This window comes from Pseudomonas sp. 2995-1, assembly GCF_002742505.1.
GTDB classification, from domain to species: domain Bacteria; phylum Pseudomonadota; class Gammaproteobacteria; order Pseudomonadales; family Pseudomonadaceae; genus Aquipseudomonas; species Aquipseudomonas sivasensis.
The window spans coordinates 128731-149403 of the sequence record NZ_LJSA01000250.1; the positions used below are offsets into that span (position 1 = coordinate 128731).

The window sequence follows — 20673 nt, forward strand, 5'->3', positions numbered from 1 at the left end:
CTTGTGAACACGGATGTGCTCAGGCCTCGATGCCCAACATATCCCGCGCTAACGCCTCGGCAATTCGAATCCCATCAACACCCGCCGACAAAATCCCACCGGCATAACCCGCGCCTTCACCGGCCGGAAACAGGCCTTTAACGTTCAGGCTCTGCATCGATTCGTCACGGGTTATCCGCAGCGGCGACGAGGTGCGCGTTTCGATACCGGTCAGTACCGCATCGTGCAGCGAGTAGCCTTTGATTTGCTTCTCGAACGCCGGCAGCGCTTCGCGGATGGCTTCGATGGCGAAGTCCGGCAGCGCCAACGCCAGGTCGCCCAGGGCCACGCCAGGCTTGTAGGACGGTTCCACACTGCCGAGGGCAGTGGACGGCTTGCCGGCGATGAAATCACCCACCAGTTGTGCCGGGGCTTCGTAGTTGCTGCCACCGAGAATGTAGGCGTGGGACTCCAGGCGTTCCTGCAACTCGATACCCGCCAGCGGGCCACCGGGGTAGTCCACTTCCGGCGTGATGCCGACCACGATGCCGGAGTTGGCATTGCGCTCGTTACGTGAGTACTGGCTCATGCCGTTGGTCACAACGCGGTTCGGCTCGGAGGTGGCCGCCACCACGGTGCCGCCAGGGCACATGCAGAAGCTGTAGACCGAGCGACCATTCTTCGCGTGGTGCACCAGTTTGTAGTCGGCGGCGCCCAGCTTCGGATGCCCGGCGTATTTACCCAGGCGCGCGGCATCGATCAGCGATTGAGGGTGTTCAATGCGGAAGCCCACCGAAAACGGCTTGGCCTCCATGTATACGCCACGACCGTGAAGCATGCGGAAGGTATCTCGGGCGCTGTGGCCCAGTGCCAGGATCACGTGCCTGGACAGGATCTGCTCGCCGCCATCCACCACCACGCCGTTCAGTTGGCCGTCTTCAATCAGCACGTCAGTCACGCGTTGCTCGAAACGCACCTCACCGCCCAGGGCGATGATCTGCTCGCGCATGTGTTCCACCACGCCGGTCAGGCGGAAGGTACCGATGTGCGGCTTACTGACGTAGAGGATTTCTTCCGGCGCGCCGGCTTTGACGAACTCGTGGAGTACTTTGCGACCGTGGAATTTCGGGTCTTTGATCTGGCTGTAAAGCTTGCCGTCGGAGAAGGTGCCGGCGCCGCCTTCACCAAACTGCACGTTGGACTCGGGGTTCAGTACGCTTTTGCGCCACAGGCCCCAGGTGTCCTTGGTGCGCTGGCGCACTTCCTTGCCGCGTTCGAGGATGATCGGCTTGAAACCCATCTGTGCCAGCAGCAGCCCGGCGAAGATCCCGCAGGGGCCAAAACCGACTACGATCGGTCGTTCAGCCAGGCCTTCGGGCGCTTGGCCGACTACTTTGTAGCTGACATCCGGCGCCGGGTTGACGTTGCGGTCATCGGCAAACTTGAGCAGCAGGGCGGCTTCACCCTTCACATCCAAGTCGATGGTGTAGATGAAGCATAGCTCCGACGATTTTTTACGGGCGTCGTAGCTGCGTTTGAAGAGGGTGAAATCGAGCAGGTCATCACTGGCGATGCCAAGGCGCGCCAGGATGGCAGGCCGCAGGTCTTCTTCGGGATGGTCGATGGGCAGCTTGAGTTCGGTGATTCGTAACATGACGGGATCCGGTGTGCGGCATTCGGTAAGGCCGGCGGTTTTGCAAACCGGCGATTATAAGCCCCAACGGTGGTGTCCCGTCATGCTAAAAAGCGCAGGACACTATCAATCGTCCCGCGAACCACCGAAAGCCGCGCAGCCACGCTGGACTTGACCGTTGATCCGCAATTCGGCGGTCATGTGTTGCAGGCTGCCGCTGACGCTGTCCACACAACGTTGCGGAGCCACCCACAGCTCGATGTGCTGGTTGTTGGCTTCGGTCATCAGGTTAAAGCGGCCGTCGCCGATCTGCTCTTCTACATAAGGTACGGCCAAAGGCGGCTGGCCTTCACGTTCCAGCACCATGCCCTTGGCGGTGACGTTCATCGCCCAGGCCGGCTTGTGGCCGTTGGCGCGCAGGATCATGCGTTTGAAATCGGGGTCGTCGCAGGCCGAGGTCGACCGTTCGACACGGTAGAGCTGTTGCAACTCCACTTCGCCCTGAGTGCCGGTGGCGACGCCCGAAAACTTACCGCGCAGGTCGGCAAACAGCGCACCTTGCTGGCCGGCCAGGGAGGCGGCTTCCTGCAGGATGCTGGTGCCGCCGGTGTCCTTGACCACGTAGTTACGTTGGTCGTGGCACGCTTGGAACAACAGTTTGTCGCCTACGGCTGTGAGTTGGCCCTGCATGCGGGTCAGCCCAACCGTAGACGGCTTGGCCGGCTCGCTTTCGAAGACCTGACACGCGGTTAGAAAGGGAAGCAAAGCACACAAAGCAAAGGTACGGGCGGCACGCATTATCGGGGTCTCCAGGCAAGTGCCGCCACGTTACGCAGGCTGGCGGTGCATCACAACCCCGCTGTCCCGCTTCAGGTAATTCTTACAACCCTTACATTCAGCCAACCATAAATGTCTGGCCGGTCTGTAGGCCTTCCACGCTTTTAGCGTAGGCCAAGGCCACGTCAGCGCCCGGAGCAGGCTTATAGCCGCGGAAGTAAGGTGCGTAGCTGCCCATGGCCTCTTCCAGCACTGTGGGGCTCACGGAGTTGATGCGCAGGCCTCGTGGCAATTCGATCGCTGCCGCTTTGACAAACGCATCGAGTGCGCCATTGACCAGCGCCGCAGAAGCGCCAGTCCGAATCGGATCACGGTTGAGAATGCCACTGGTGAAGGTGAACGAGGCGCCGTCGTTAGCATACTCGCGGCCGATCAGCAGCAGGTTTACCTGGCCCATCAGCTTGTCACGCAGGCCAAGTTCAAAGTCGTTTTCGCTCATATCACCCAGCGCCACGAAATTCACGCTACCGGCCGCGCAGATGAGGGCGTCGAATTTACCGGTTTGCTCAAACAACCTGCGGATTGACGCGCTGTCGCTGATATCCACTTGGAAGTCGCCGCTGGTGCGGCCAATGCTGATCACCTCATGACGCTGAGCCAGTTCGGCCTTGACTGCCGAGCCGACGGTGCCACTCGCGCCAATCAATAGGATTTTCATGGTGCTGTTCCTCCAGTGATAAGTGAGGGCTCAGTCTAGGGTGGCTTTTTCGCTGGATAAACTTGGTAATAGGCAACCTTTGGTTTTCAAATGGAAACAATCCATGAGCGAGATGGATGACCTGGCGGCCTTTGCCGTACTGATCGAAGCCGGCAGTTTTACGGTGGCCGCCGAGCAACTGGGCTGCAGTAAGGGCCAGTTATCCAAGCGTATCTCCCAGCTGGAAGCGCAGTTTTGTGTGGTGTTGTTGCACCGCACCACCCGCAAGCTCAGCCTGACCGCTGCCGGCGCGGCGTTGTTGCCACAGGCCCAGGCATTGGTGGTGCAGGTGGAACGTGCGCGTCAGGCACTGGCGAGGCTCAAGGACGATCTGGCCGGGCCGGTGCGTATGACGGTTCCCGTTTCATTAGGCGAAACTTTCTTCGATGGCTTGTTGCTGGAATTTTCCAAGCAGTACCCTCAGGTGCAGATCGAGATTGAACTCAACAACAGCTATCGAGACCTCGCGCGTGATGGATTCGACTTGGGGGTGCGTTCGGGTGCGATTGAAAACGAGCGCCTGGTGGCCAAGCCTCTGCTGGCCTGGCATGAGATGACTTGCGCCAGCCCCGCCTATCTGGAGCAGCACGGCGAACCGCTGACCCCGGCGGATCTTGCGGCGCACACCTGCTTGCTCAACAGCCACTACAGCGGCCGCGAGGAATGGCTGTATCACCAGCAGCACGAGTTGTTGCGGGTCAGGGTAAGCGGCACCTTTGCCTCCAACCATTACAACTTGCTGAAGAAGGCAGCGCTGGTAGGCGCTGGTATTGCCCGGTTGCCGTCCTACGTGCTGCCGACGGAACTGGCCGACGGTCGATTGCGCTGGTTGCTGCGTGACTATCAGACTCGAAGCCTGCCGATGTACCTGGTTCACCCTTATCAAGGTGGCCTGCCCAGGCGCACCCAGGTTCTGGCCGACTACCTGGTGGAGTGGTTCAAGCGCAGCGGCGAGGCGTTGGATCGTCTTTAACGGTAGCGGCGGGCGATCAAGTGGTCGATGGACAAGCAACCAGGGCCCTTGGCAACCAATAGCAACAGCAGCGCAAGCCAAGTGCCGTGGGTGGGGTAGGCGTCCGGGTACACGAACAATTGAATGACCAACGTCATGCCAATCAAGGCCAGGGCCGAGAAGCGCGTGGCGAACCCCACCAATATCAGTACCGGGAAAAAGTGCTCTGCAAACGCCGCCATGTGCGCGGCCACTTCCGGCGATATCAACGGCACGTGGTACTCACTGCGAAACAGCGGCAGTGTCGAGGCGGCGAGTGAGGGTTCACCGAGTTGGAACGTGCCGCTGACCAGATCGATGGCGAAGCCTTCTACCTTGGTTTGCCCGGATTTCCAGAACACTGCCGCGATTGAAAAGCGCGCAATAAACGCGATCAGGCTGTAGGGGATTTTCTCGAAAAGAACGATGGCCTGTTTGATCCGGCACGAAGGGCTAGTGTTCATGGCGATACCTTTTGTTCTGGGAGCAAGTGAGTGATGGCGTCGTGGTTGATCAGCAGTGACAGACACTGGTGCAGGTCGAACTCGGCGCAGGCTTTAAGCGCATCCGCCACGGCCATTTCCAATGCGGCACCGTGGTTCAGGCTATTGATAAAAGCGACAGCGCCGCCGTCGACGGCGAAGACCTTGACGATCAACCCCTGGCGCAGCACCAATGCACTTTGGGCTTTGTAAGGATCAAGAGTGGCCAAGGCGCCCTCGGTCTGGTGCGCCGCCCATACCGCAACCACGGCGTAGGCTGAGTTCAAAACGGCAAGGGATGGGTGCAGCCGTAGGCGCAATGCGCCCAGCTCCGTTTGGGCCTGCAGCTGTTGCAGGGCGGCTTGCTGACTCACCGCCGGCGTATCTGCCGCGTGATAGGCACGAACCCGCAAGCGTTCCAAGCGGGCCACGTCGGCCAGATAAGGCACACTGGAGGCCGGATCGAAACCCTCGATGAAGTCGGCGAATGTGCTGCCGTAGTCACTGATCAGTGGGCTGGTAGGCGGGTGCGCCTGGACGTAAACGCCGACCATGGCGCGGAAAAACTCATCGCCTACCAATTGCACTGTCACGGGATAGGCCGATGCCAGTGCATTGATCAATGAGCTGTGAACATTGTTGCGATATACCGCAAAGCGACTGGCCGGGTCGGCACCGTTACTGCTGAACAGGCCGTCCGGGCAGGGCAGGTCGGGTGCCAGCAAGGCACTGGTGAAGGCGTCGTGAAGGCTCATGGGCGGACCTGCGATAAATAGTGCTCGGCCTGTTGGGCTTCAGCGTGCAAAACGTTAAAGGCCGGCACGTGGTTGTCACGTTCAATGAGCGTGGCGACCGGGCCAGTTCGTGTGAGCACCTGTTCGTACAGTTGCCATACGGCGTTGTTGATGGGGGCACCATGGTCATCGATCAGCAGGCGATCACCCAGGTTGTCGGTGTCCTCGCCAAAGCCGGCCAGGTGAATCTCGCCCACCGCGTGCAACGGCAGGGCGTCGATGTAAGTGAGCGGGTCGCGCTGGTGGTTGATACACGACACGTAGGCATTGTTCACATCCAGCAGCAAGCCACAGCCAGTGCGGCGGATGGTCTCGCTGATGAAGTCGGTCTCGTCCAGGGTCGAGCGCTGGAACTGCAAATAGGTCGATGGATTCTCTAGCAGCATGGGCCGCTTGAGTGTGCTCTGCACTTGGTCGATGTGTTCGCATACCCGGTTCAGCGTGTCTGCGTCGTAGGCCAGGGGCAGTAAGTCATTGAGAAACACCGGGCCGTGGCTGGACCAGGCCAAGTGTTCGGAAAAGGAGTGGGGGTGGTAGCGTTCGATCAGCGTTGCCAGGCGCGCCAGGTGCTCACGGTTGAGCGGGCCTTCGCCGCCGATGGACAGGCCCACGCCGTGCAGCGACAGCGAGTACTGTTGGCGAATCAACCCTAGGTAGTGATGAAACGGGCCGCCGGCCACCATGTAGTTTTCGGCGTGTATTTCAAAAAAACCGACATCGGGAAGGGTCTGGAGCACTTCGGTGAAGTGCTCGCTCTTCAGCCCCAGCCCGGCCCGACAGGGGAGGCCGGGCGCCTGAGCGTTTGAGACCGTGTGCTGGCGTGAAAGCGTCATGATCCGTACTCAGGCTGTGCAGGGTTTCACGACTTGGCGGTGAAGGCAGCTTCCTGGCCGAAACCGGTCGGCGAGGTGGAGCTGGGGGTTTGGGTGCAGGTGCCGGCGGGGACCAGTTTCCAGGCGTTGGCCTGATCCTTGGTTTTCGAGCTGCCGGCACAGGAGGTGCCTGCGCCTGCGGCGCAATCGTTCTTACCGGCTTCAGCGACGCCGAAGCATTTTTGCATGTCGTCGGCGGCGTGGACGGTGCTGGTCAGAGCGGAGAGGCTCAAGGCAGAACTCAGGGCGAGGACGAGGGATGCGGCGGACAGTTTGGTCGTCATGGTGTTTCTCCAGCAGTGGTTGAGTGGGCAGGCTTGATTGCCTGCATGCACCACTAGAGAAGGGAGGATTGAGTTCGTTACAAAGGCAGTTGAAAAACTTTCAAACGGTGCAAAACAAATGTGGGAGGGAGCTTGCTCCCGATGGCGGACTATCAGTCACATGCTCTGTGCCTGATATGCCGCCATCGGGAGCAAGCTCCCTCCCACATTTAGATCCGGTGTATTCAGCAACCGTCTCTTAGCCGCCCAAGTACGCCTCGCGCACCTTCGGATCCGTCAGCAACTGCTCGCCAGTGCCCTGCATCACCACACGACCGTTTTCCAGTACATAGGCGCGGTCGGCGATTTTCAGCGCCTGGTTGGCGTTCTGTTCCACCAGAAACACGGTCACACCGTCTTTGCGCAGCTGTTCGATGATGTCGAAAATCTGCTGGATGATGATCGGTGCCAGGCCCAGGGACGGTTCGTCCAGGAGCAACAGCTTGGGCTTGCTCATCAGCGCCCGGCCGATGGCGAGCATTTGCTGCTCGCCGCCGGACATGGTGCCGCCGCGCTGACTGAAGCGCTCCTTGAGCCGGGGGAACAGGTGCAGCACCTTGTCCATTTGCTCCTGGTAGTCGCCCTTGTCGGTGAAGAACCCGCCCATGGCCAGGTTTTCTTCGACGGTCAGTCGCGAGAACACGCGGCGGCCTTCCGGCACCACCGCAATGCTCTTGCGCATGATCTGCGAAGATTGCTGGCCCACCAGTTCTTCACCCATGTAGCGGATGCTGCCGCTGTGGGCCTGTGGCGAACCGCACAAGGTCATCAACAAGGTGGACTTGCCGGCGCCGTTGGCGCCGATCAGGGTCACGATTTCACCCTGGCGTACTTCCACATTGACGCTGTGCAGGGCCTGGATCTTGCCGTAGAAAGTGGAAACGTTTTCGAATTGCAGCATTTTACGCTTCCCCCAAATAGGCTTTGATCACTTCAGGATTGTCGCGGATCTGCTCCGGCGTCCCGTCGGCCAGGGGCGTGCCCTGGTTGATCACCACGATGTGGTCGGAAATGCTCATGACCAGTTTCATGTCGTGTTCGATCAACAGCACCGTGGCGTTGTTTTCTTCACGCAGCACACCGATCAGCGCCTTGAGATCTTCAGTTTCCTTTGGGTTCAGGCCGGCGGCTGGTTCGTCGAGCATGAGGATCCGCGGGCGGGTCATCATGCAGCGGGCGATTTCCAGGCGACGTTGCTGACCGTAGGCCAAGGTGCCGGCGGGACGGTTGGCAAACTCGGTGAGGTTGACCTTGTCCAGCCAGTACTCCGCGTATTCCATGGCCTCGCGCTCGCTTTTGCGAAACGCCGGGGTCTTGAACAGGCCTGCAAAGAAGTTTGTGTTCAGGTGACGGTGTTGGGCGATCAACAGGTTTTCGACCGCCGTCATGTCTTTGAACAACCGCACGTTCTGGAAGGTACGCACCACGCCCTTGCGGGCGATCTCGTGACCGGCCAAACCCTGGATCGGCTGGCCGTCCAGCAGGATGCTGCCACCGCTTGGCTTGTAGAAGCCGGTGAGGCAGTTGAACACCGTGGTCTTGCCGGCGCCGTTGGGGCCGATCAATGCAACCACCTGTTTCTCTTTCACGGTCAGGGCCACGCCGTTGACCGCCAGCAAACCGCCAAAGCGCATGCTCAGATTTTCGACTTTCAGGATCTCGCGGCTCATTTGCGCAGCTCCATGTGTGGACGTTGCATGGGCAGCAGACCTTGAGGACGCCAGATCATCATCAGCACCATCATGGCGCCGAACATCAACATGCGGTATTCGCTGAACTCACGCATCATTTCTGGCAGCAGGATCATCACGATCGCGGCCAGGATCACGCCCAGTTGCGAGCCCATGCCGCCCAATACCACGATGGCAAGGATGATCGCCGACTCGATAAAGGTGAACGACTCCGGTGTCACCAGGCCTTGGCGCGCGGCGAAGAAGCTGCCGGCAAAACCGGCGAACGCAGCACCCAGGGTGAAGGCGGAGAGCTTGATGATGGTCGGGTTCAGGCCCAGGGCGCGGCAGGCGATTTCATCTTCGCGCAACGCTTCCCAAGCACGGCCGATTGGCATGCGCAGCAGGCGGTTGATCACGAACAATGCCGCCAGCGCCAGCAACAGCGCCACCAGGTACAGGAACACCACTTTGCTTACCGGGTTGTAGGCAATCCCGAAGTACTCGTGGAAGGTCTGCATGCCTTCGGCAGCGGTGCGGTCGAACGACAGCCCGAAGAACGTTGGCTTGGGGATGCTGCTAATGCCGTTGGGGCCGCCGGTGATGTCCGTGAGGTTACGCAGGAACAGACGAATGATCTCGCCGAAACCCAGGGTCACGATGGCGAGGTAGTCACCGCGCAGTCGCAGTACCGGGAAGCCCAGCAGAAAGCCGAACGTGGCCGCCGCCATGCCGGCCAGCGGCAGGCAGATCCAGAAGCTCCAGCCCAGATAGTGCGAGAGCAGCGCGTAGGTGTAGGCACCCACGGCGTAGAAACCCACATAACCCAGGTCGAGCAGGCCGGCGAGGCCCACCACGATGTTCAGGCCCAGGCCTAGCAACACGTAGATCAGGATCAGGGTGGCGATGTCTACGGCACCGCGCGAGCCAAAGAACGGCCAGATCAGCGCGGCCACGATCAGGCCGATGATGATGTAGCGCTGGGTGCGCGGCAGGGTCAGGAATTGGCTGACCTTAGGCGATACCAACGGACCACGGTTGCTCTTGAACAGAGCGCCGACCTGCTGGGTGAACAGCACACGCAGGAACATCAGCACCGAACACAGGGCGATGATGGTCAGGGTCACGGGACCGGTGCCATGCACTTCCAGATTGATGCCGACAATGCTCAGCTTGAGGCCGAGTACCGGGAAGGCCACGGCCCACACCAGCAAGGCGCTGAAAAACGCCGATTTAAGATATCTGCTCATACTTTCTCAACCTCCGGACGGCCCAGGATGCCGGTCGGACGGAACAACAGCACCAGAACCAACAGGCCGAACGCCACGACGTCCTTGTACTGGTCGCCGAAGATATCGGCACCAAACGCCTCGGCCACACCCAGCACCAGCCCGCCGAGCATCGCGCCCGGAATACTGCCGATGCCGCCCAATACCGCTGCGGTAAAAGCCTTGAGGCCTACCAGGAAACCGGCGTTGGGGTTGATTACGCCGTACTGCATGCTCAGCAGTACCGCCGCGACGGCTGCCAGCGCAGCACCGATCACGAAGGTCAGGGCGATGATGTTGTTGGTGTTGATGCCCAACAGGTTGGCCATCTTGATGTCTTCGGCACAGGCCCGGCAGGCGCGCCCCAGACGGGAGCGGGAGATGAACAGGGTCAGGCCCAGCATGGCCACCAGGGTGACGACGAAGACCAGGATCTGCATGTAGGAAATCAGCACTTCTTCCGCACCACCTGGGCCGAAGGAGAAGCTCCCCGGGATCAGGTTGGGGATGGATTTATCCTTGGAGTCCTGAGACAGCAATACGGTGTTCTGCAGGAAAATCGACATGCCGATGGCGGAAATCAGCGGGATCAAACGGTTGCTGCCGCGCAAGGGACGGTAGGCAACGCGCTCGATACTGTAGCCATAGGCACTGGTTACGACGATCGACGCAAGGAACGCGGCGGTCATCAACAGCGGCAGGGAGTGGATACCCATCATGGCCAGCCCGGCAAGGGCGATGAAGGCCACGTAGGAACCAATCATGTACACCTCGCCATGGGCGAAGTTGATCATTCCAATGATGCCGTAAACCATTGTGTAGCCAATGGCTATCAAGGCATAGGTGCTGCCAATGGTCAGGCCATTAACCAGCTGTTGGAAAAAATGATAGATCTCAGGCATTACAGCGCTCCTAAAAACCCGATACGCATTTCACTGGTGGAGTCATGTTCCGGCCCTGTGCTGTGTTCTGTGAGCACATTTGCACAAAGCGTTTGCCAGCGAACCGCTGGTGACGGTTTTAAGATTTTCAGGTGAGCCAGCGCCCGGATCGCGGGTGACAGGCCCATAAACCTCGTAAAACAAAGCCCACTGCTCTCACAGTGGGCTTGTTGGACCAGTAACGCCTGGCTTACTGAGGGGAAACTTCGGTTTTTGGTTTGCCGAAGTGCCATTCGTAGACCACGAACTTGAAGTCCTTCAGGTCGCCCTTGGCGTCGAAGCTCAGCTCGCCGGTAGGGGTCTTGAAGGTGCCCGCGTGGATGGCGGCAGCCACTTTGGCGGTGTCTTCGCTCTTGGCAGCGGTAATACCGCCGGCGATGACTTCAATGGCCGAGTAGGCCGGGAACACGAACGGACCGGTTGGGTCCTGCTTGTTCTTGGTGAACTCTTCAACGATGGCTTTGTTGGCTGGGTCGGTGTCGAAGGATTTCGGCAGGGTCACCAGCAGGCCTTCGGAAGCACCTTGGGCGATTTGCGAGATGGAGTCGTTGCCGACGCCTTCAGGGCCCATGAACTTGGCGTTCAGGCCTTTTTCCTTGGCTTGGCGCAGGATCAGGCCCAGCTCAGGGTGGTAGCCGCCGTAGTAAACGAAGTCGACGTTGGCTTGTTTGAGTTTCTGGATGATCGAGGAGAAGTCTTTGTCGCCAGCGTTCAGGCCTTCGAAGACGGCAACTTTGGTGCCTTTTTCTTCCAGGGTCTTTTTGACGGCGGTGGCGATGCCTTCGCCGTATTGCTGTTTGTCGTGCAGGACGGCAACGATTTTAGGCTTCACGTGGTCGGCGATGTAGTTGCCGGCCGCTGGGCCTTGGGCGCTGTCGAGGCCGATGGTACGGAAGATCAGCTTGTAACCACGGGCGGTGATTTCCGGGCTGGTGGCCGCCGGGGTAATCATGATCACGCCTTCGTCTTCATAGATGTCGGACGCTGGCTGAGTGGAGCTGGAGCAGAGGTGACCGACCACGAACTTGACGCCGTCGTTAACCACTTTGTTGGCGACGGCCACGGCTTGTTTAGGGTCGCAAGCGTCGTCGTATTCCTTGGCTTCAAGCATTTTGCCGTCGACGCCGCCTTTGGCGTTGATGTCGGCGATAGCTTGCTTGGCACCCATGAATTGCATGTCGCCGTATTGCGTTACAGGACCAGTCTTTGGACCGGCGATGCCGATCTTGATGGTGTCAGCTGCGAACGAATGGCCGGCAACCCCAGCCAGGACCATAGCGGCAAACAGTTTGGAAATCTGCTTAGTAGCCTTATTCATAGTGCTCCACTCTTACTGTTGTATTTTTTATAGTTCTAGCGGCCTTGTGAGCTGCAGAACCGGATCAGATATCTCGGATATCCCCCGGCAGTGCCCTGGCAACTGTACCGGTACAGTGTAGAGCGCCGGTTCATCGCTTGAAAAGCTGGCTGCTGGGGGCAAAACCTTGGCGTGTCGCTTAAATGAAAGAAAAAGACAGAATTGCGGCGGGGTGATGCCAGAGTTTCGGGCAATCCTTGGCTTTCCTGACACTTTCTATCGATGACTCATTTGCAACTGGGTTTTTCTACCTCGGTCGCGACGTTATGATTGCGCCGATTTTTTCCCAAGGTGAATTCCCATGACGCAAGAACCTAGCACCCTCTATGCCAAGCTGCTCGGTGAAACCGCCGAAATTTCCTGGAAGGAGCTTGAACCGTTCTTTGCCAAGGGTGCCCTATTGTGGGTCGACACCGGCTTGGATTTGATCGAAGCCGCCGAGGGAATGGCCGAGGACAACCGTGACAAAGTCGCTGCCTGGCTGGCCTCGGGTAGCCTGGGCGAAGTGTCTGCGACGCGGGCATTGGACCTGGTGGAGCGTGACCCGAGTTTGTGGGCGGTGGTGGTTTCGCCGTGGATATTGATCCAGGAAAGGGCAGCGCAATAGAGGTGGGCACTAAAACGGTGCGTGTTTTTCCGTGGCAAAAGTGTGTAGCGGAGTAACCGCAGATACGGTGATGGCATCTTGCCGTGGAGAAAGGTCACAGCTCAGGGTGACGTGCGCGTCATGGGAACAGTTATCTTGCGAGCGAATAGGCGGGAGAATTGTTTCTCAGTGTGAATAAAGCGTAGCGGCTGTCAGATCATGACATGGGAAAGGGTGAATTCCGGTAAAGTTCGCCGCTTGTCACCCGGAGCTCGTCATGCCGTCAGCGCTGCCCCCTTTAGCCAAGTCTTCGCACCAGCTGCTTTACCTTATTTACGGTAATCAGGACGTTTATCGGCGCGAAGCCAAGTTCAGTATCCTCACTGCCTTGTCCCAGCTCAAAGCGGGCGAGTCGTTGTGCATCCGTGTCATGACCGATCGCCCCCAGGATTACTTCGGCTGGCCGGTTGAGACCATCACCTTGGACGAGCAGACCCTGACCCAATGGCAGGGTGAAAACGGCTATGCCCACCGCCGCAAGGCGTGCGCGATTGCCCACGGGCTTGCGCTTGCGGACAAGACCCTGTTCGTTGACACCGACACCCTGTTTCTCAAATCCCCCCATCGCGTGCTTGAGCTGATCGAGCCGGGCCAGTACGTGATGGATGGCTTCGAATACGACTGGAGCTACGTGTGCAAGCGTCCTGACTACCTCAAGTTGGGCGAGCACCTACAGGCCCATGGCATCTCTGCCGATAACAGCTTCAAGCTCTACAACAGTGGCCTGTGCGGTGTCCGCGCCAGTGATGCGCCGCTGCTCGAAGCGTCCATCTGCCTGATCGACGAGTGGACCCAGCACTCGTTCGATATCCACACCATCGAGCAAATCGCGATTTCCTTTGCGATGCGCGAACAGAAGGTGCGCGAGGCGTGCAAGTTCGTGCATCACTACTATGCCGACAAGCGCTTCTTCCATGCCATGCAGGCGCACTTCTTCGCCCAGCACGGTGAGGTATTCGGCCCTGAGCTGGTAGCGCGTTGCCTTGATGTGCCGCGGGTCAAGCCGGTGCCCTCGCCCTGGCAGCGACTGCGCATCAAATGGAAGCTGCGCAATCAGTGCAAGCGTGTCAAAAAGGTCGGCCGCGATTTGCTCTACGGCAGTTCGGCGCCCGAACATCCGTACTACGACGTGTGCCGACATGGCTGGTGGGAATCGGCTTCGCGGGAGATTCGCGGCTGGGATGAGGAGGAGCAGCAGCGGTTTTTCGGCGCGAAAGACGCCGGCTGGCCGAAGCATATTCCTCGGCCTGCCAAGCGCGCTGACGAACAAACCATCCTCGCATTCCTGCGCCAGCGCATGACGCAATGACGTTGCGACGGCGCCACGCGGCGCCGTCGCACAGTATCAGGCCGTCTTGCCGGTATGGTTATTCAACGAAATAACCTTGGTCTTGCCGATGCGGTGACGATAGATCTCACGCAGGTACTTGATCGCTTTCTTCACGCAGTCCCGTGACAGGCGAATGTCATTGATCGATACGAACTTGTCTTTGTCGTTGATCAGCTCCCGGTACTTCTTCTCATACATCGGTTTGATCGCGTACCAGTTGGTGTCGAGGATCTTGGCCGGGTTTTCAAACTCGTTGAGCAGCTCGTCGATACGGTCTTCGTCGAAGTCCTCGTGGATGATGAAATCCAGGATCGAGTTGTCCAGCGTGTCATCGAAGCGGTACGGATTGCGCGCGAAGCAACGCTTGATAAACGCCACGATCAGCGTCAGGAAGTCATCCGACAGGCAGGGGCTCTTGGCAATCAGGGTGGTCAGCGACAGGTTGGCCGACGCGCCGATGACCAAGGCGTAGCGCTTGAGCGTGGTATTGGGGAACAGGCTGTTGAGGTGAGTCTTGAGCCTGTTCAGGTCCATGTAGGACAGTTTGTAGTCCTTGGGCAGCGAGACGATGGACACCACCGACGAGCAGTTCTTGAAGAAGTGCAGGTCGTGCAGCGCCGCTGCGTCATAGCCGGAATTCTTGTACTGCTCCAGGGACGCTTTGTAGCGCTTGGACTCGATTGGCAACAGGCTGATGCCTTCGATGGCCTGGGTGACCTTATTGAAGTGCGGCAGGTCGATGGAGCGGAAGAACAGATCGTCGATATTCAGGCGCTGGGGCTCCTTCTCGAAGACTTTGAACTTGTCATTCGAAGGAACCGGTGTTTCCGGAACCACGGACTCGGCGTAGGCAATCGCCACCGGGCCGGCCAGGCTCATGAATAGGTCATTGGCGTCCAGGCGGATGGTTTCACCGATGTCGATACCGGCGCGACGGAAGTAGTTCTGGTCGTAGTCGGTGGTCACGGCCTGGGCGGTGAGGATGTTGAAGATCTGCTGGGAGATGTACTGGTTGGCGTGTTTTTCCATGGCATTGACGTCAATGTTCTGGATGTTGCCGTCATCGCTTTCTTCGGCATAGCGCATGATGTCGTTGGAGATCAGCATCATCGCGTTCCATGGGCGGATACGCCCCTTCACGCTGGCTTCGCTGCTGTCTTCGTTGTCAAAGTTGTACGAGAAGTCCCACTCTTCCGAAAGGTATTTGCACAGCAGCCGGCCGGCGTTGATGTGCAGCGCCTCGGACATTTCACTGCGGTGATCGGAAATGTTCGGTAGCACACAAATACCGCTGGTGAAGATCGGCTCGAAGACGAAAGCATGGCCGCTTTTGCTGTCGTGCTCATCGGCGGGCTTGGTGTCGAAGGTCTTGTTCATGTACGAGTGCTGCTGGGCCAGGCCGAATTCCGAGGCCATGCCTGAGCCGGTACCGCCACCGGCGCTGAAGATCGAGAAGTACAGGCGCGACTGATTGGCCTTGATGCCGCAGGAGTCGATGAGGTACGAGTGGATCATCTTCCAGTCGGGGCTGGAAAAGCGCTGGGTGTCTTTGTTGAGGATGATCTTCGCCAGGTATTGGCCGAGGATCGGCGCGTTACCGGCGCCACCGGCATGGACTTCGGAGAGGTCCATGATTTTCATTTTGCTGTAGTCGCGCAGGAAGCCGCTTTTTTCGCCCTTGCGCGAGAAGCGAATGCGCCCGGCGATGTCCTTGTCCAGGTCGCCGAGCATCACCAACGGTTCCACCAGGAACACCGGCTTGCTGGCCTTGCCGCCGCCCAGGCGCAGGTTATTGCGGATCCACTGGGCCGGACTGTAACCCTTGTCCAACGACTTATCTTCGTTGCTGAACTCGTTCAGGTAGAACTTGCGCGCGTTGTACACCAACTCCGCCACGTCCAGCGCAATGTTCGAACCGCAGCGGCCCAGGCCGATCAGGCATACCGACGGAAACTCTTGCTCGCTGCGCTGCTCGCCGTCCACTTCCAGATGAGGCGGACGTGGAAACACCATGTCGCGCAGGCCATCGAGGTTATCGAGGATACGGTCGGTATTGGTTTCGGTGAAGTACAGGTATTGCTGGGCGGACAGCGGGCGGGCAGTGGTCAATGACGTTGAACCTGAGGGCTTCTGCGCAGGCGCTGCGATCAACACGTCGGATACCACGGTGGCAGAGTTATTTTTAGAAGTCATTGTGCGCCATGTGCCTGGGCGGATGGCTGGAAAGAATCAAAGGGCCATCACGGAATGGGAGTTCGCGACTTTGCAGTGCGTCCTTGTCCGGGACGATCGGGTTGACCCCGTGTTCTCAGGGAAAACCTGGCCGGACTCTGATGAATCGGCCGTTCGTCGGGAATCTTTAGATGAATGATGGCGAACTGCCAAAGAGTCGGCGTCAGCGAATTGGCCTGACGATAGAGGTGGGCCCAGGTCGGCCCGGGGCAGGTTCTCTCGGCGCGATGGTGTCTTTGGTGGCTGCCATGCTCAACGAATAAAGCGGGTTGCGTATGTCGATGCCCTGCATAACGCTGATGATGTCACTGGCGGCCACTGCTGGGCTCAGCAGGTAACCCTGGACGTAATCACAGCCGTGTTGGAGCAGCAGTTCGAACTGGGCATGGGTTTCCACGCCTTCGGTCACCACCTGCAGGTGCAGGGTATGGGCCATGCCGATAATCGCCTGGACGATCTCGATATCGGCGGTCGATTTGGGAATGTCCTGGATGAACGAACGATCAATCTTCAAGGTGTTGAGCGGTAGGCGCTTGAGGTAAGCGAGGGAGGAGTAGCCGGTGCCGAAATCGTCGATGGCCAGCGACACGCCCAGCGAACGTATTTGCCGCAACAGCGCCAGGGTGCTGCTGATGTTGCCCATCAGCGCATTTTCAGTCACTTCCAGCTCCAGGCGATTAGCGCCGATGCCGCTGAAGCGCAGGGCGTCTTCTATCTCATCTGCCAGCTCATCGCGGGCCAGGTTCAGGGCCGAGCAGTTCACCGCCATGGTCAGGTCGGTATAGCCTCGGTCGGTTAGCAGGCTCAAGTCATGGCAGGCCTGGCGCAGTACCCAGTGGTCGAGGTCGGCGATCAGTCCGTTGCTTTCGGCAATGCCGATAAATCGGTCCGGTGCCAGCAGCCCATGTTGCGGATGCTGCCAGCGCACGAGGGCCTCCAGGCGCGTGACCTTGCCCAGTTTCATGTCAAAGATCGGTTGGTAGAACAGCACCAGTTGGTTCTGGGCGCGCAAGGCGCTGCGCAGTTCTTCTTCCAATTGCAGTTCGAGGAAGGCCCGGGTCTTCAGGTTGGAACTGAAGAAGTTCAGGCTGTTACGCCCCGTATCCTTGGACTGGTAAAGCGCCAGGTCGGCGGTCTTGAGCAGCTCTTCGCAGGTCAGGCCATCGTCGGGAAACAGGCTGATGCCGATGCTGGTGGTCATTACCATGCGGCGGCCGGCCAGTTCGATGGGCTCTTTCATTTTCTGCATGATGCGCTGGGCCAGGTGCCGCGCTTCGTCGCGGTGGTGGACGCTGATCAGGATGCAGAACTCATCGCCGCCAAACCGGGCGACCACGTCTGCATGGCTGCGCACCGAGCCTTTGATATGGCTGGCGAGTACGGTGAGCAATTGATCGCCGGCGTCATGACCGAGGCTGTCGTTGATGCGCTTGAAGTGGTCGATGTCCAGGAAAATAACCGCCATCATGCCGTTTGAAGCGGTTTTTTCGGCGATTTTCTCCGCAAAGATCTGATTGAAACCCCGGCGATTGAGCAGGCTGGTCAGAGCATCGTAATGGGCTACCTGTTGTAGAGAGGCGCGCGCCTGGTCCAGTTCGCTGAGCAGTGCGTTGACCCGACGCAGGTCGCGTTCCTTGTGCTGCAGTTTCTTGTCCGCCAGAGCAGCGCTGATGCTGCTGCCGATTACCAGCAGGGTGATCACGGCGACCGACAGGCCCAATTGGATCGGGTTGTTGTCCAGCGGCAATGAAAGGTCGGCACCCGTGGGCACGATCAATTGCGTCGCGGCCATGCCGGTAAAGTGCATGCTGAGAATGCCCGCGCCCAGCACCAGGCTGGCGGCGTATTTGAGCAGTTGATGAAATACCCCAGTGCCGGTGCGCAGGTAACTCGACAGCAATAACGCGGCAAGGCTGGCGCCCATGGCGATGCCCACAGAAGCGAGGAACAGCCCCGACTCGAAATACATCTGAGCCTGGGAGCGCATGGCTGACATGCCGACGTAGTGCATCAACGCGATGCCAAACCCCATCCAGACCGACGCCAGCACGTATTGGTGGAACCGCAGGTTGGCATGACTGAGGGTTTTCATGGCGAACAACGAGGCGATCAGGGCGATCAGCAGCGAGGCGAACGTTGTAATCAGTTCGTAGTGAATCGCAATGGGGGCTTGGAAGGCCAGCATGCTGATGAAGTGGGTAGACCAGATGCCACCCGCCAGGCAGCCGGCACCCAGACAGCGCCAGTGGCGGCGTGCGGTGGGATCTTCGACATGGCCAACGCGTTCAGCCATGTCCAGGGTGCCGAACCCCGCCGCACAGGCCACCAGATAGGCCAGCAACACCAGGAAAGGGTTATGACTGCAATTGAGTAATAAGTGCCCGTTCGCTGGAAGATCGGTAAAGAAGTGCAGACCCAGCCATTCCATAGCATGTCCCGTCATAGCGTCACGTCACAGCCTGCGGCAATGACCTATGGGGTCGAGTATAGAAGCCTCGAAGGATTTGCCAGGGATAATGGCACTTTGCTCTGAATGATTTTGGCATGCCACCCATAGCGATTAATGCTAAGCGCTGATGGGCAGTTCCAATTCGAACGGCGCTTGCAACGGCGGCAGGCCAAATGCAGCGCGGGCTGCATCGCAGTCGACGTTCTGTTCGCCCTGACTCCACGACGCATCGAACTCTCGGCAGGGGCTTGAACGCAGCTCATATATTGAGCAACTGGTGCCTTTGCCGACTTCACCTTCAAGGCTGCAGCAGCGTGCGGGCTTCTGATCAGTCCCGATCATCGCCACGCGGGTCGGGTTGATCTGCACCACTAGGTCATCCGGCACCGTGCCCCCCGATGAGGCACACTCGCCCCAGAAGAAAGACACACGGAAGTGTGAACAGCAGGCACCGCAACTCAGACACGGACTGGCTTCGGACATGGGCGTCATCGATAAGAAAGGTAAGAAGGGGGTGCTACGGGAAGGCTCGCCATTCTATCCGCGCCATGGCCGTTGGGAAGAGGGTGGCGCACTTATATTTTTGTAGGTGAAGTCCCGCAGCACCGGGTGAAATCATGCCCTATCAGCTTTACGAATCATTACAGACAACCAGAGCTCGCCTGACTATGTTGCAGGTACCGGGCAGGATGCATCGGGCATCGCAGCTCTCATAACAATAAAAGAGACGGACCCATGCAGAACTCGACCCAAGCGGCGAATGCCTGGCGCATTCTGTTCCTGCTGTTTCTGGCCAACCTGTTCAACTTCTTCGACCGCACGATTCCGGCGATCATCATCGAGCCAATCCGCATGGAATGGCACCTGAGCGACTTCCAGCTCGGCATCATCGGCACCGCTTTTACTATCGTCTACGCCATTGCCGGCCTGCCGCTTGGGCGCATGGCCGATACCGGCTCGCGCAGCAAACTCATGGGCTGGGGCCTGTTCGCGTGGAGCGGCCTGACGGCGGTCAACGGCTTGGTCGGCAGTTTCTGGACATTCTTGCTGGTGCGCATGGGCATCGGTATCGGTGAAGCCAGTTATGCGCCTGCCGCCAACTCGCTGATTGGCGATCTGTTCCCGGCGCACCGCCGTGCTCGAGCCATGGGGATTTTCATGCTGGGCCTGCCGCTTGGCCTATTGCTGGCATTCTTTACCATTGGCTGGATGGTCAAGGCCTTCGACAGCTGGCGCGCGCCGTTCTTTATCGCCGCCGTGCCGGGGATGATCCTTGCGGTGTTCATGTTCTATATCAAGGAGCCCAAGCGCGGCGCCGCCGAAACCGTACAAGTCTCCCAGGAACGCGTCGACCGCCCGATTCGCCGCGTACTGGCTGTGCCGACTTTCCTGTGGCTGGTGCTGGCTGGCCTGTGCTTCAACTTTGCCACCTACGCGTGCAACTCGTTCCTGGTGCCGATGCTGCAGCGCTATTTCCTTATGCCACTGCAGGACGCGGCGGTCGCCACTGGCGTCATTGTCGGGTTGACCGGCCTGGTGGGCTTGACCTTGGGGGGCTGGATTGCCGACAAGATCCATCAACGTGTTGCCAATGGCCGGCTGCTGTTTGCGGCGTTCAGCCTGATCATCTCCACTGTGACCACCGCCTGGGCATTGCATGCCGGGCGCATCGAGATCGGCGTGTTTGTGGCCCTGTTCAGTGTGGGCTGGTTGTTTGCGTATAACTTCTACACCTGCGTGTACACCGCGATCCAGGACGTGGTCGAGCCGCGCCTGCGGGCCACGGCGATGGCGTTGTTCTTTGCCGGGTTGTACTTGCTCGGCGGCGGGATGGGGCCGATTGTGGTGGGCGGGCTGTCCGACCACTTTGCCCATTCGGCGATGTATGCCGATGGGGCTGCGCAGATGACCGAGGCTTATAAAGCCGTGGGCTTGCACGACGCCATGTACCTGATTCCGGTGGCGCTGTTTTTGACGATGTTGTTTCTGTTCCAGGCGTCACGCAGTTTTGTGCGTGATGCCAAGCGTATGAAGGAAGGCTTGATGGCGGTTGAGGTGCCGGCTGCGGCAGCGACTGCTTGAAACCGCGGTGATTCCACCGGGGGCAAGCTCCCTCCCACAGTTGACCGAGTTGTTATGTCGACCACTGATCAATGTGGGAGGGGGCTTGCC

General features: G+C 59.1%; 19 protein-coding genes. 4 read left to right on the forward strand and 15 right to left on the reverse strand.

The genetic code is table 11. The annotated features are described in order from the left end of the window. Positions 1-19: 19 nt before the first annotated feature. The 3 genes from AOA61_RS05400 to AOA61_RS05410 all read right to left on the reverse strand — a co-directional run bounded on the left by AOA61_RS05400 (position 20) and on the right by AOA61_RS05410 (position 3107). Positions 20-1633: an NAD(P)/FAD-dependent oxidoreductase gene (locus AOA61_RS05400; protein WP_099601288.1), complete on the reverse strand. Its 1614-nt coding sequence runs from the start codon at positions 1631-1633 to the stop codon at positions 20-22. 105 nt (positions 1634-1738) lie between these two features. Further along, positions 1739-2410 carry a COG3650 family protein gene (locus AOA61_RS05405; protein ID WP_032891587.1) on the reverse strand — a complete coding sequence of 224 codons (672 nt, stop codon included), beginning with the start codon at positions 2408-2410 and terminating at the stop codon, positions 1739-1741. A 97-nt stretch (positions 2411-2507) separates the two neighbouring features. After that, the gene (locus AOA61_RS05410) at positions 2508-3107 is read right to left on the reverse strand and encodes a short chain dehydrogenase (RefSeq protein ID WP_032891585.1); all 600 of its coding nucleotides are present in this window, start codon (positions 3105-3107) and stop codon (positions 2508-2510) included. A 103-nt stretch (positions 3108-3210) separates the two neighbouring features. Between AOA61_RS05410 and AOA61_RS05415 the strand changes: the two genes are divergently transcribed. Continuing rightward, a complete protein-coding gene (locus AOA61_RS05415) occupies positions 3211-4119 on the forward strand; it encodes a LysR family transcriptional regulator (RefSeq protein WP_095184028.1) in 909 nt (302 codons plus the stop codon). Here the strand turns inward: AOA61_RS05415 and AOA61_RS05420 are convergent. The 9 genes from AOA61_RS05420 to AOA61_RS05460 form a co-directional block, all read right to left on the reverse strand. Continuing rightward, on the reverse strand, positions 4116-4601 hold the full coding sequence (locus AOA61_RS05420; RefSeq protein ID WP_032891582.1) for a DoxX family protein: 486 nt from the start codon (positions 4599-4601) through the stop codon (positions 4116-4118). The two genes, AOA61_RS05415 and AOA61_RS05420, sit on opposite strands and share 4 nt — an antisense overlap. Beyond that, complete coding sequence (locus AOA61_RS05425) at positions 4598-5374, reverse strand: DNA-binding domain-containing protein (RefSeq protein ID WP_099601289.1); 777 nt, start codon at positions 5372-5374, stop codon at positions 4598-4600. The genes AOA61_RS05420 and AOA61_RS05425 overlap by 4 nt, the downstream gene beginning before the upstream one ends. Next, complete coding sequence (locus AOA61_RS05430; protein WP_099601290.1) at positions 5371-6249, reverse strand: DUF692 domain-containing protein; 879 nt, start codon at positions 6247-6249, stop codon at positions 5371-5373. The genes AOA61_RS05425 and AOA61_RS05430 overlap by 4 nt, the downstream gene beginning before the upstream one ends. Before the next feature lie 23 nt (positions 6250-6272). Next, positions 6273-6569 carry a DUF2282 domain-containing protein gene (locus tag AOA61_RS05435; RefSeq protein WP_032891579.1) on the reverse strand — a complete coding sequence of 99 codons (297 nt, stop codon included), beginning with the start codon at positions 6567-6569 and terminating at the stop codon, positions 6273-6275. 238 nt (positions 6570-6807) lie between these two features. Then, positions 6808-7509, reverse strand: a complete 702-nt coding sequence (locus AOA61_RS05440; RefSeq protein ID WP_010212366.1) for an ABC transporter ATP-binding protein — start codon at positions 7507-7509, stop codon at positions 6808-6810. 1 nt (position 7510) lies between these two features. Then, positions 7511-8278 carry a high-affinity branched-chain amino acid ABC transporter ATP-binding protein LivG gene (gene livG / locus AOA61_RS05445; protein ID WP_012722652.1) on the reverse strand — a complete coding sequence of 256 codons (768 nt, stop codon included), beginning with the start codon at positions 8276-8278 and terminating at the stop codon, positions 7511-7513. Beyond that, a complete protein-coding gene (locus tag AOA61_RS05450; protein WP_095184031.1) occupies positions 8275-9528 on the reverse strand; it encodes a high-affinity branched-chain amino acid ABC transporter permease LivM in 1254 nt (417 codons plus the stop codon). Before AOA61_RS05450 ends, livG begins: the two co-directional genes overlap by 4 nt. Further along, entirely contained in the window at positions 9525-10448 is a 924-nt protein-coding gene (livH, locus tag AOA61_RS05455) for a high-affinity branched-chain amino acid ABC transporter permease LivH (protein WP_003172375.1), read from the reverse strand. The genes AOA61_RS05450 and livH overlap by 4 nt, the downstream gene beginning before the upstream one ends. A 229-nt stretch (positions 10449-10677) precedes the next feature. After that, a complete protein-coding gene (locus AOA61_RS05460; protein WP_032891577.1) occupies positions 10678-11805 on the reverse strand; it encodes a branched-chain amino acid ABC transporter substrate-binding protein in 1128 nt (375 codons plus the stop codon). Positions 11806-12145: 340 nt separating this feature from the next. Here AOA61_RS05460 and AOA61_RS05465 point away from each other — a divergent pair, with 340 nt between their 5' ends. Next, entirely contained in the window at positions 12146-12451 is a 306-nt protein-coding gene (locus AOA61_RS05465; protein WP_099601291.1) for a DUF2288 domain-containing protein, read from the forward strand. Between the two features lie 256 nt (positions 12452-12707). Beyond that, positions 12708-13799 (forward strand): hypothetical protein, encoded by a 1092-nt coding sequence (locus tag AOA61_RS05470; protein WP_099601292.1) that lies wholly within the window; start codon positions 12708-12710, stop codon positions 13797-13799. Between the two features lie 36 nt (positions 13800-13835). Here AOA61_RS05470 and AOA61_RS05475 read toward each other — a convergent pair whose 3' ends face one another. The 3 genes from AOA61_RS05475 to AOA61_RS05485 form a co-directional block, all read right to left on the reverse strand. Next, positions 13836-16013, reverse strand: coding sequence for a hypothetical protein (locus AOA61_RS05475; protein ID WP_099601293.1), 2178 nt, complete (start codon positions 16011-16013; stop codon positions 13836-13838). 202 nt (positions 16014-16215) lie between these two features. Beyond that, complete coding sequence (locus AOA61_RS05480) at positions 16216-18480, reverse strand: bifunctional diguanylate cyclase/phosphodiesterase (protein WP_099601294.1); 2265 nt, start codon at positions 18478-18480, stop codon at positions 16216-16218. A gap of 138 nt (positions 18481-18618) precedes the next feature. Further along, positions 18619-18984: a YkgJ family cysteine cluster protein gene (locus tag AOA61_RS05485; protein ID WP_099601295.1), complete on the reverse strand. Its 366-nt coding sequence runs from the start codon at positions 18982-18984 to the stop codon at positions 18619-18621. 252 nt (positions 18985-19236) lie between these two features. On the opposite strand from AOA61_RS05485, the gene AOA61_RS05490 reads away from it, so the two are divergent. Continuing rightward, positions 19237-20583, forward strand: a complete 1347-nt coding sequence (locus AOA61_RS05490) for an MFS transporter (RefSeq protein WP_032891565.1) — start codon at positions 19237-19239, stop codon at positions 20581-20583. The last annotated feature ends 90 nt before the right edge of the window (positions 20584-20673 follow it).

Bases quoted from the DNA above. Each gene is read 5' to 3' on its own strand.
- AOA61_RS05400 (WP_099601288.1), bottom strand. From the start codon at position 1,633: ATGTTACGAATCACCGAACTCAAGCTGCCCATCGACCATCCCGAAGAA.
- AOA61_RS05405 (WP_032891587.1), bottom strand. From the start codon at position 2,410: ATGCGTGCCGCCCGTACCTTTGCTTTGTGTGCTTTGCTTCCCTTTCTA.
- AOA61_RS05410 (WP_032891585.1), bottom strand. From the start codon at position 3,107: ATGAAAATCCTATTGATTGGCGCGAGTGGCACCGTCGGCTCGGCAGTC.
- AOA61_RS05415 (WP_095184028.1), top strand. From the start codon at position 3,211: ATGAGCGAGATGGATGACCTGGCGGCCTTTGCCGTACTGATCGAAGCC.
- AOA61_RS05420 (WP_032891582.1), bottom strand. From the start codon at position 4,601: ATGAACACTAGCCCTTCGTGCCGGATCAAACAGGCCATCGTTCTTTTC.
- AOA61_RS05425 (WP_099601289.1), bottom strand. From the start codon at position 5,374: ATGAGCCTTCACGACGCCTTCACCAGTGCCTTGCTGGCACCCGACCTG.
- AOA61_RS05435 (WP_032891579.1), bottom strand. From the start codon at position 6,569: ATGACGACCAAACTGTCCGCCGCATCCCTCGTCCTCGCCCTGAGTTCT.
- AOA61_RS05440 (WP_010212366.1), bottom strand. From the start codon at position 7,509: ATGCTGCAATTCGAAAACGTTTCCACTTTCTACGGCAAGATCCAGGCC.
- livG (WP_012722652.1), bottom strand. From the start codon at position 8,278: ATGAGCCGCGAGATCCTGAAAGTCGAAAATCTGAGCATGCGCTTTGGC.
- AOA61_RS05450 (WP_095184031.1), bottom strand. From the start codon at position 9,528: ATGAGCAGATATCTTAAATCGGCGTTTTTCAGCGCCTTGCTGGTGTGG.
- livH (WP_003172375.1), bottom strand. From the start codon at position 10,448: ATGCCTGAGATCTATCATTTTTTCCAACAGCTGGTTAATGGCCTGACC.
- AOA61_RS05460 (WP_032891577.1), bottom strand. From the start codon at position 11,805: ATGAATAAGGCTACTAAGCAGATTTCCAAACTGTTTGCCGCTATGGTC.
- AOA61_RS05465 (WP_099601291.1), top strand. From the start codon at position 12,146: ATGACGCAAGAACCTAGCACCCTCTATGCCAAGCTGCTCGGTGAAACC.
- AOA61_RS05470 (WP_099601292.1), top strand. From the start codon at position 12,708: ATGCCGTCAGCGCTGCCCCCTTTAGCCAAGTCTTCGCACCAGCTGCTT.
- AOA61_RS05475 (WP_099601293.1), bottom strand. From the start codon at position 16,013: ATGACTTCTAAAAATAACTCTGCCACCGTGGTATCCGACGTGTTGATC.
- AOA61_RS05480 (WP_099601294.1), bottom strand. From the start codon at position 18,480: ATGGAATGGCTGGGTCTGCACTTCTTTACCGATCTTCCAGCGAACGGG.
- AOA61_RS05485 (WP_099601295.1), bottom strand. From the start codon at position 18,984: ATGTCCGAAGCCAGTCCGTGTCTGAGTTGCGGTGCCTGCTGTTCACAC.
- AOA61_RS05490 (WP_032891565.1), top strand. From the start codon at position 19,237: ATGCAGAACTCGACCCAAGCGGCGAATGCCTGGCGCATTCTGTTCCTG.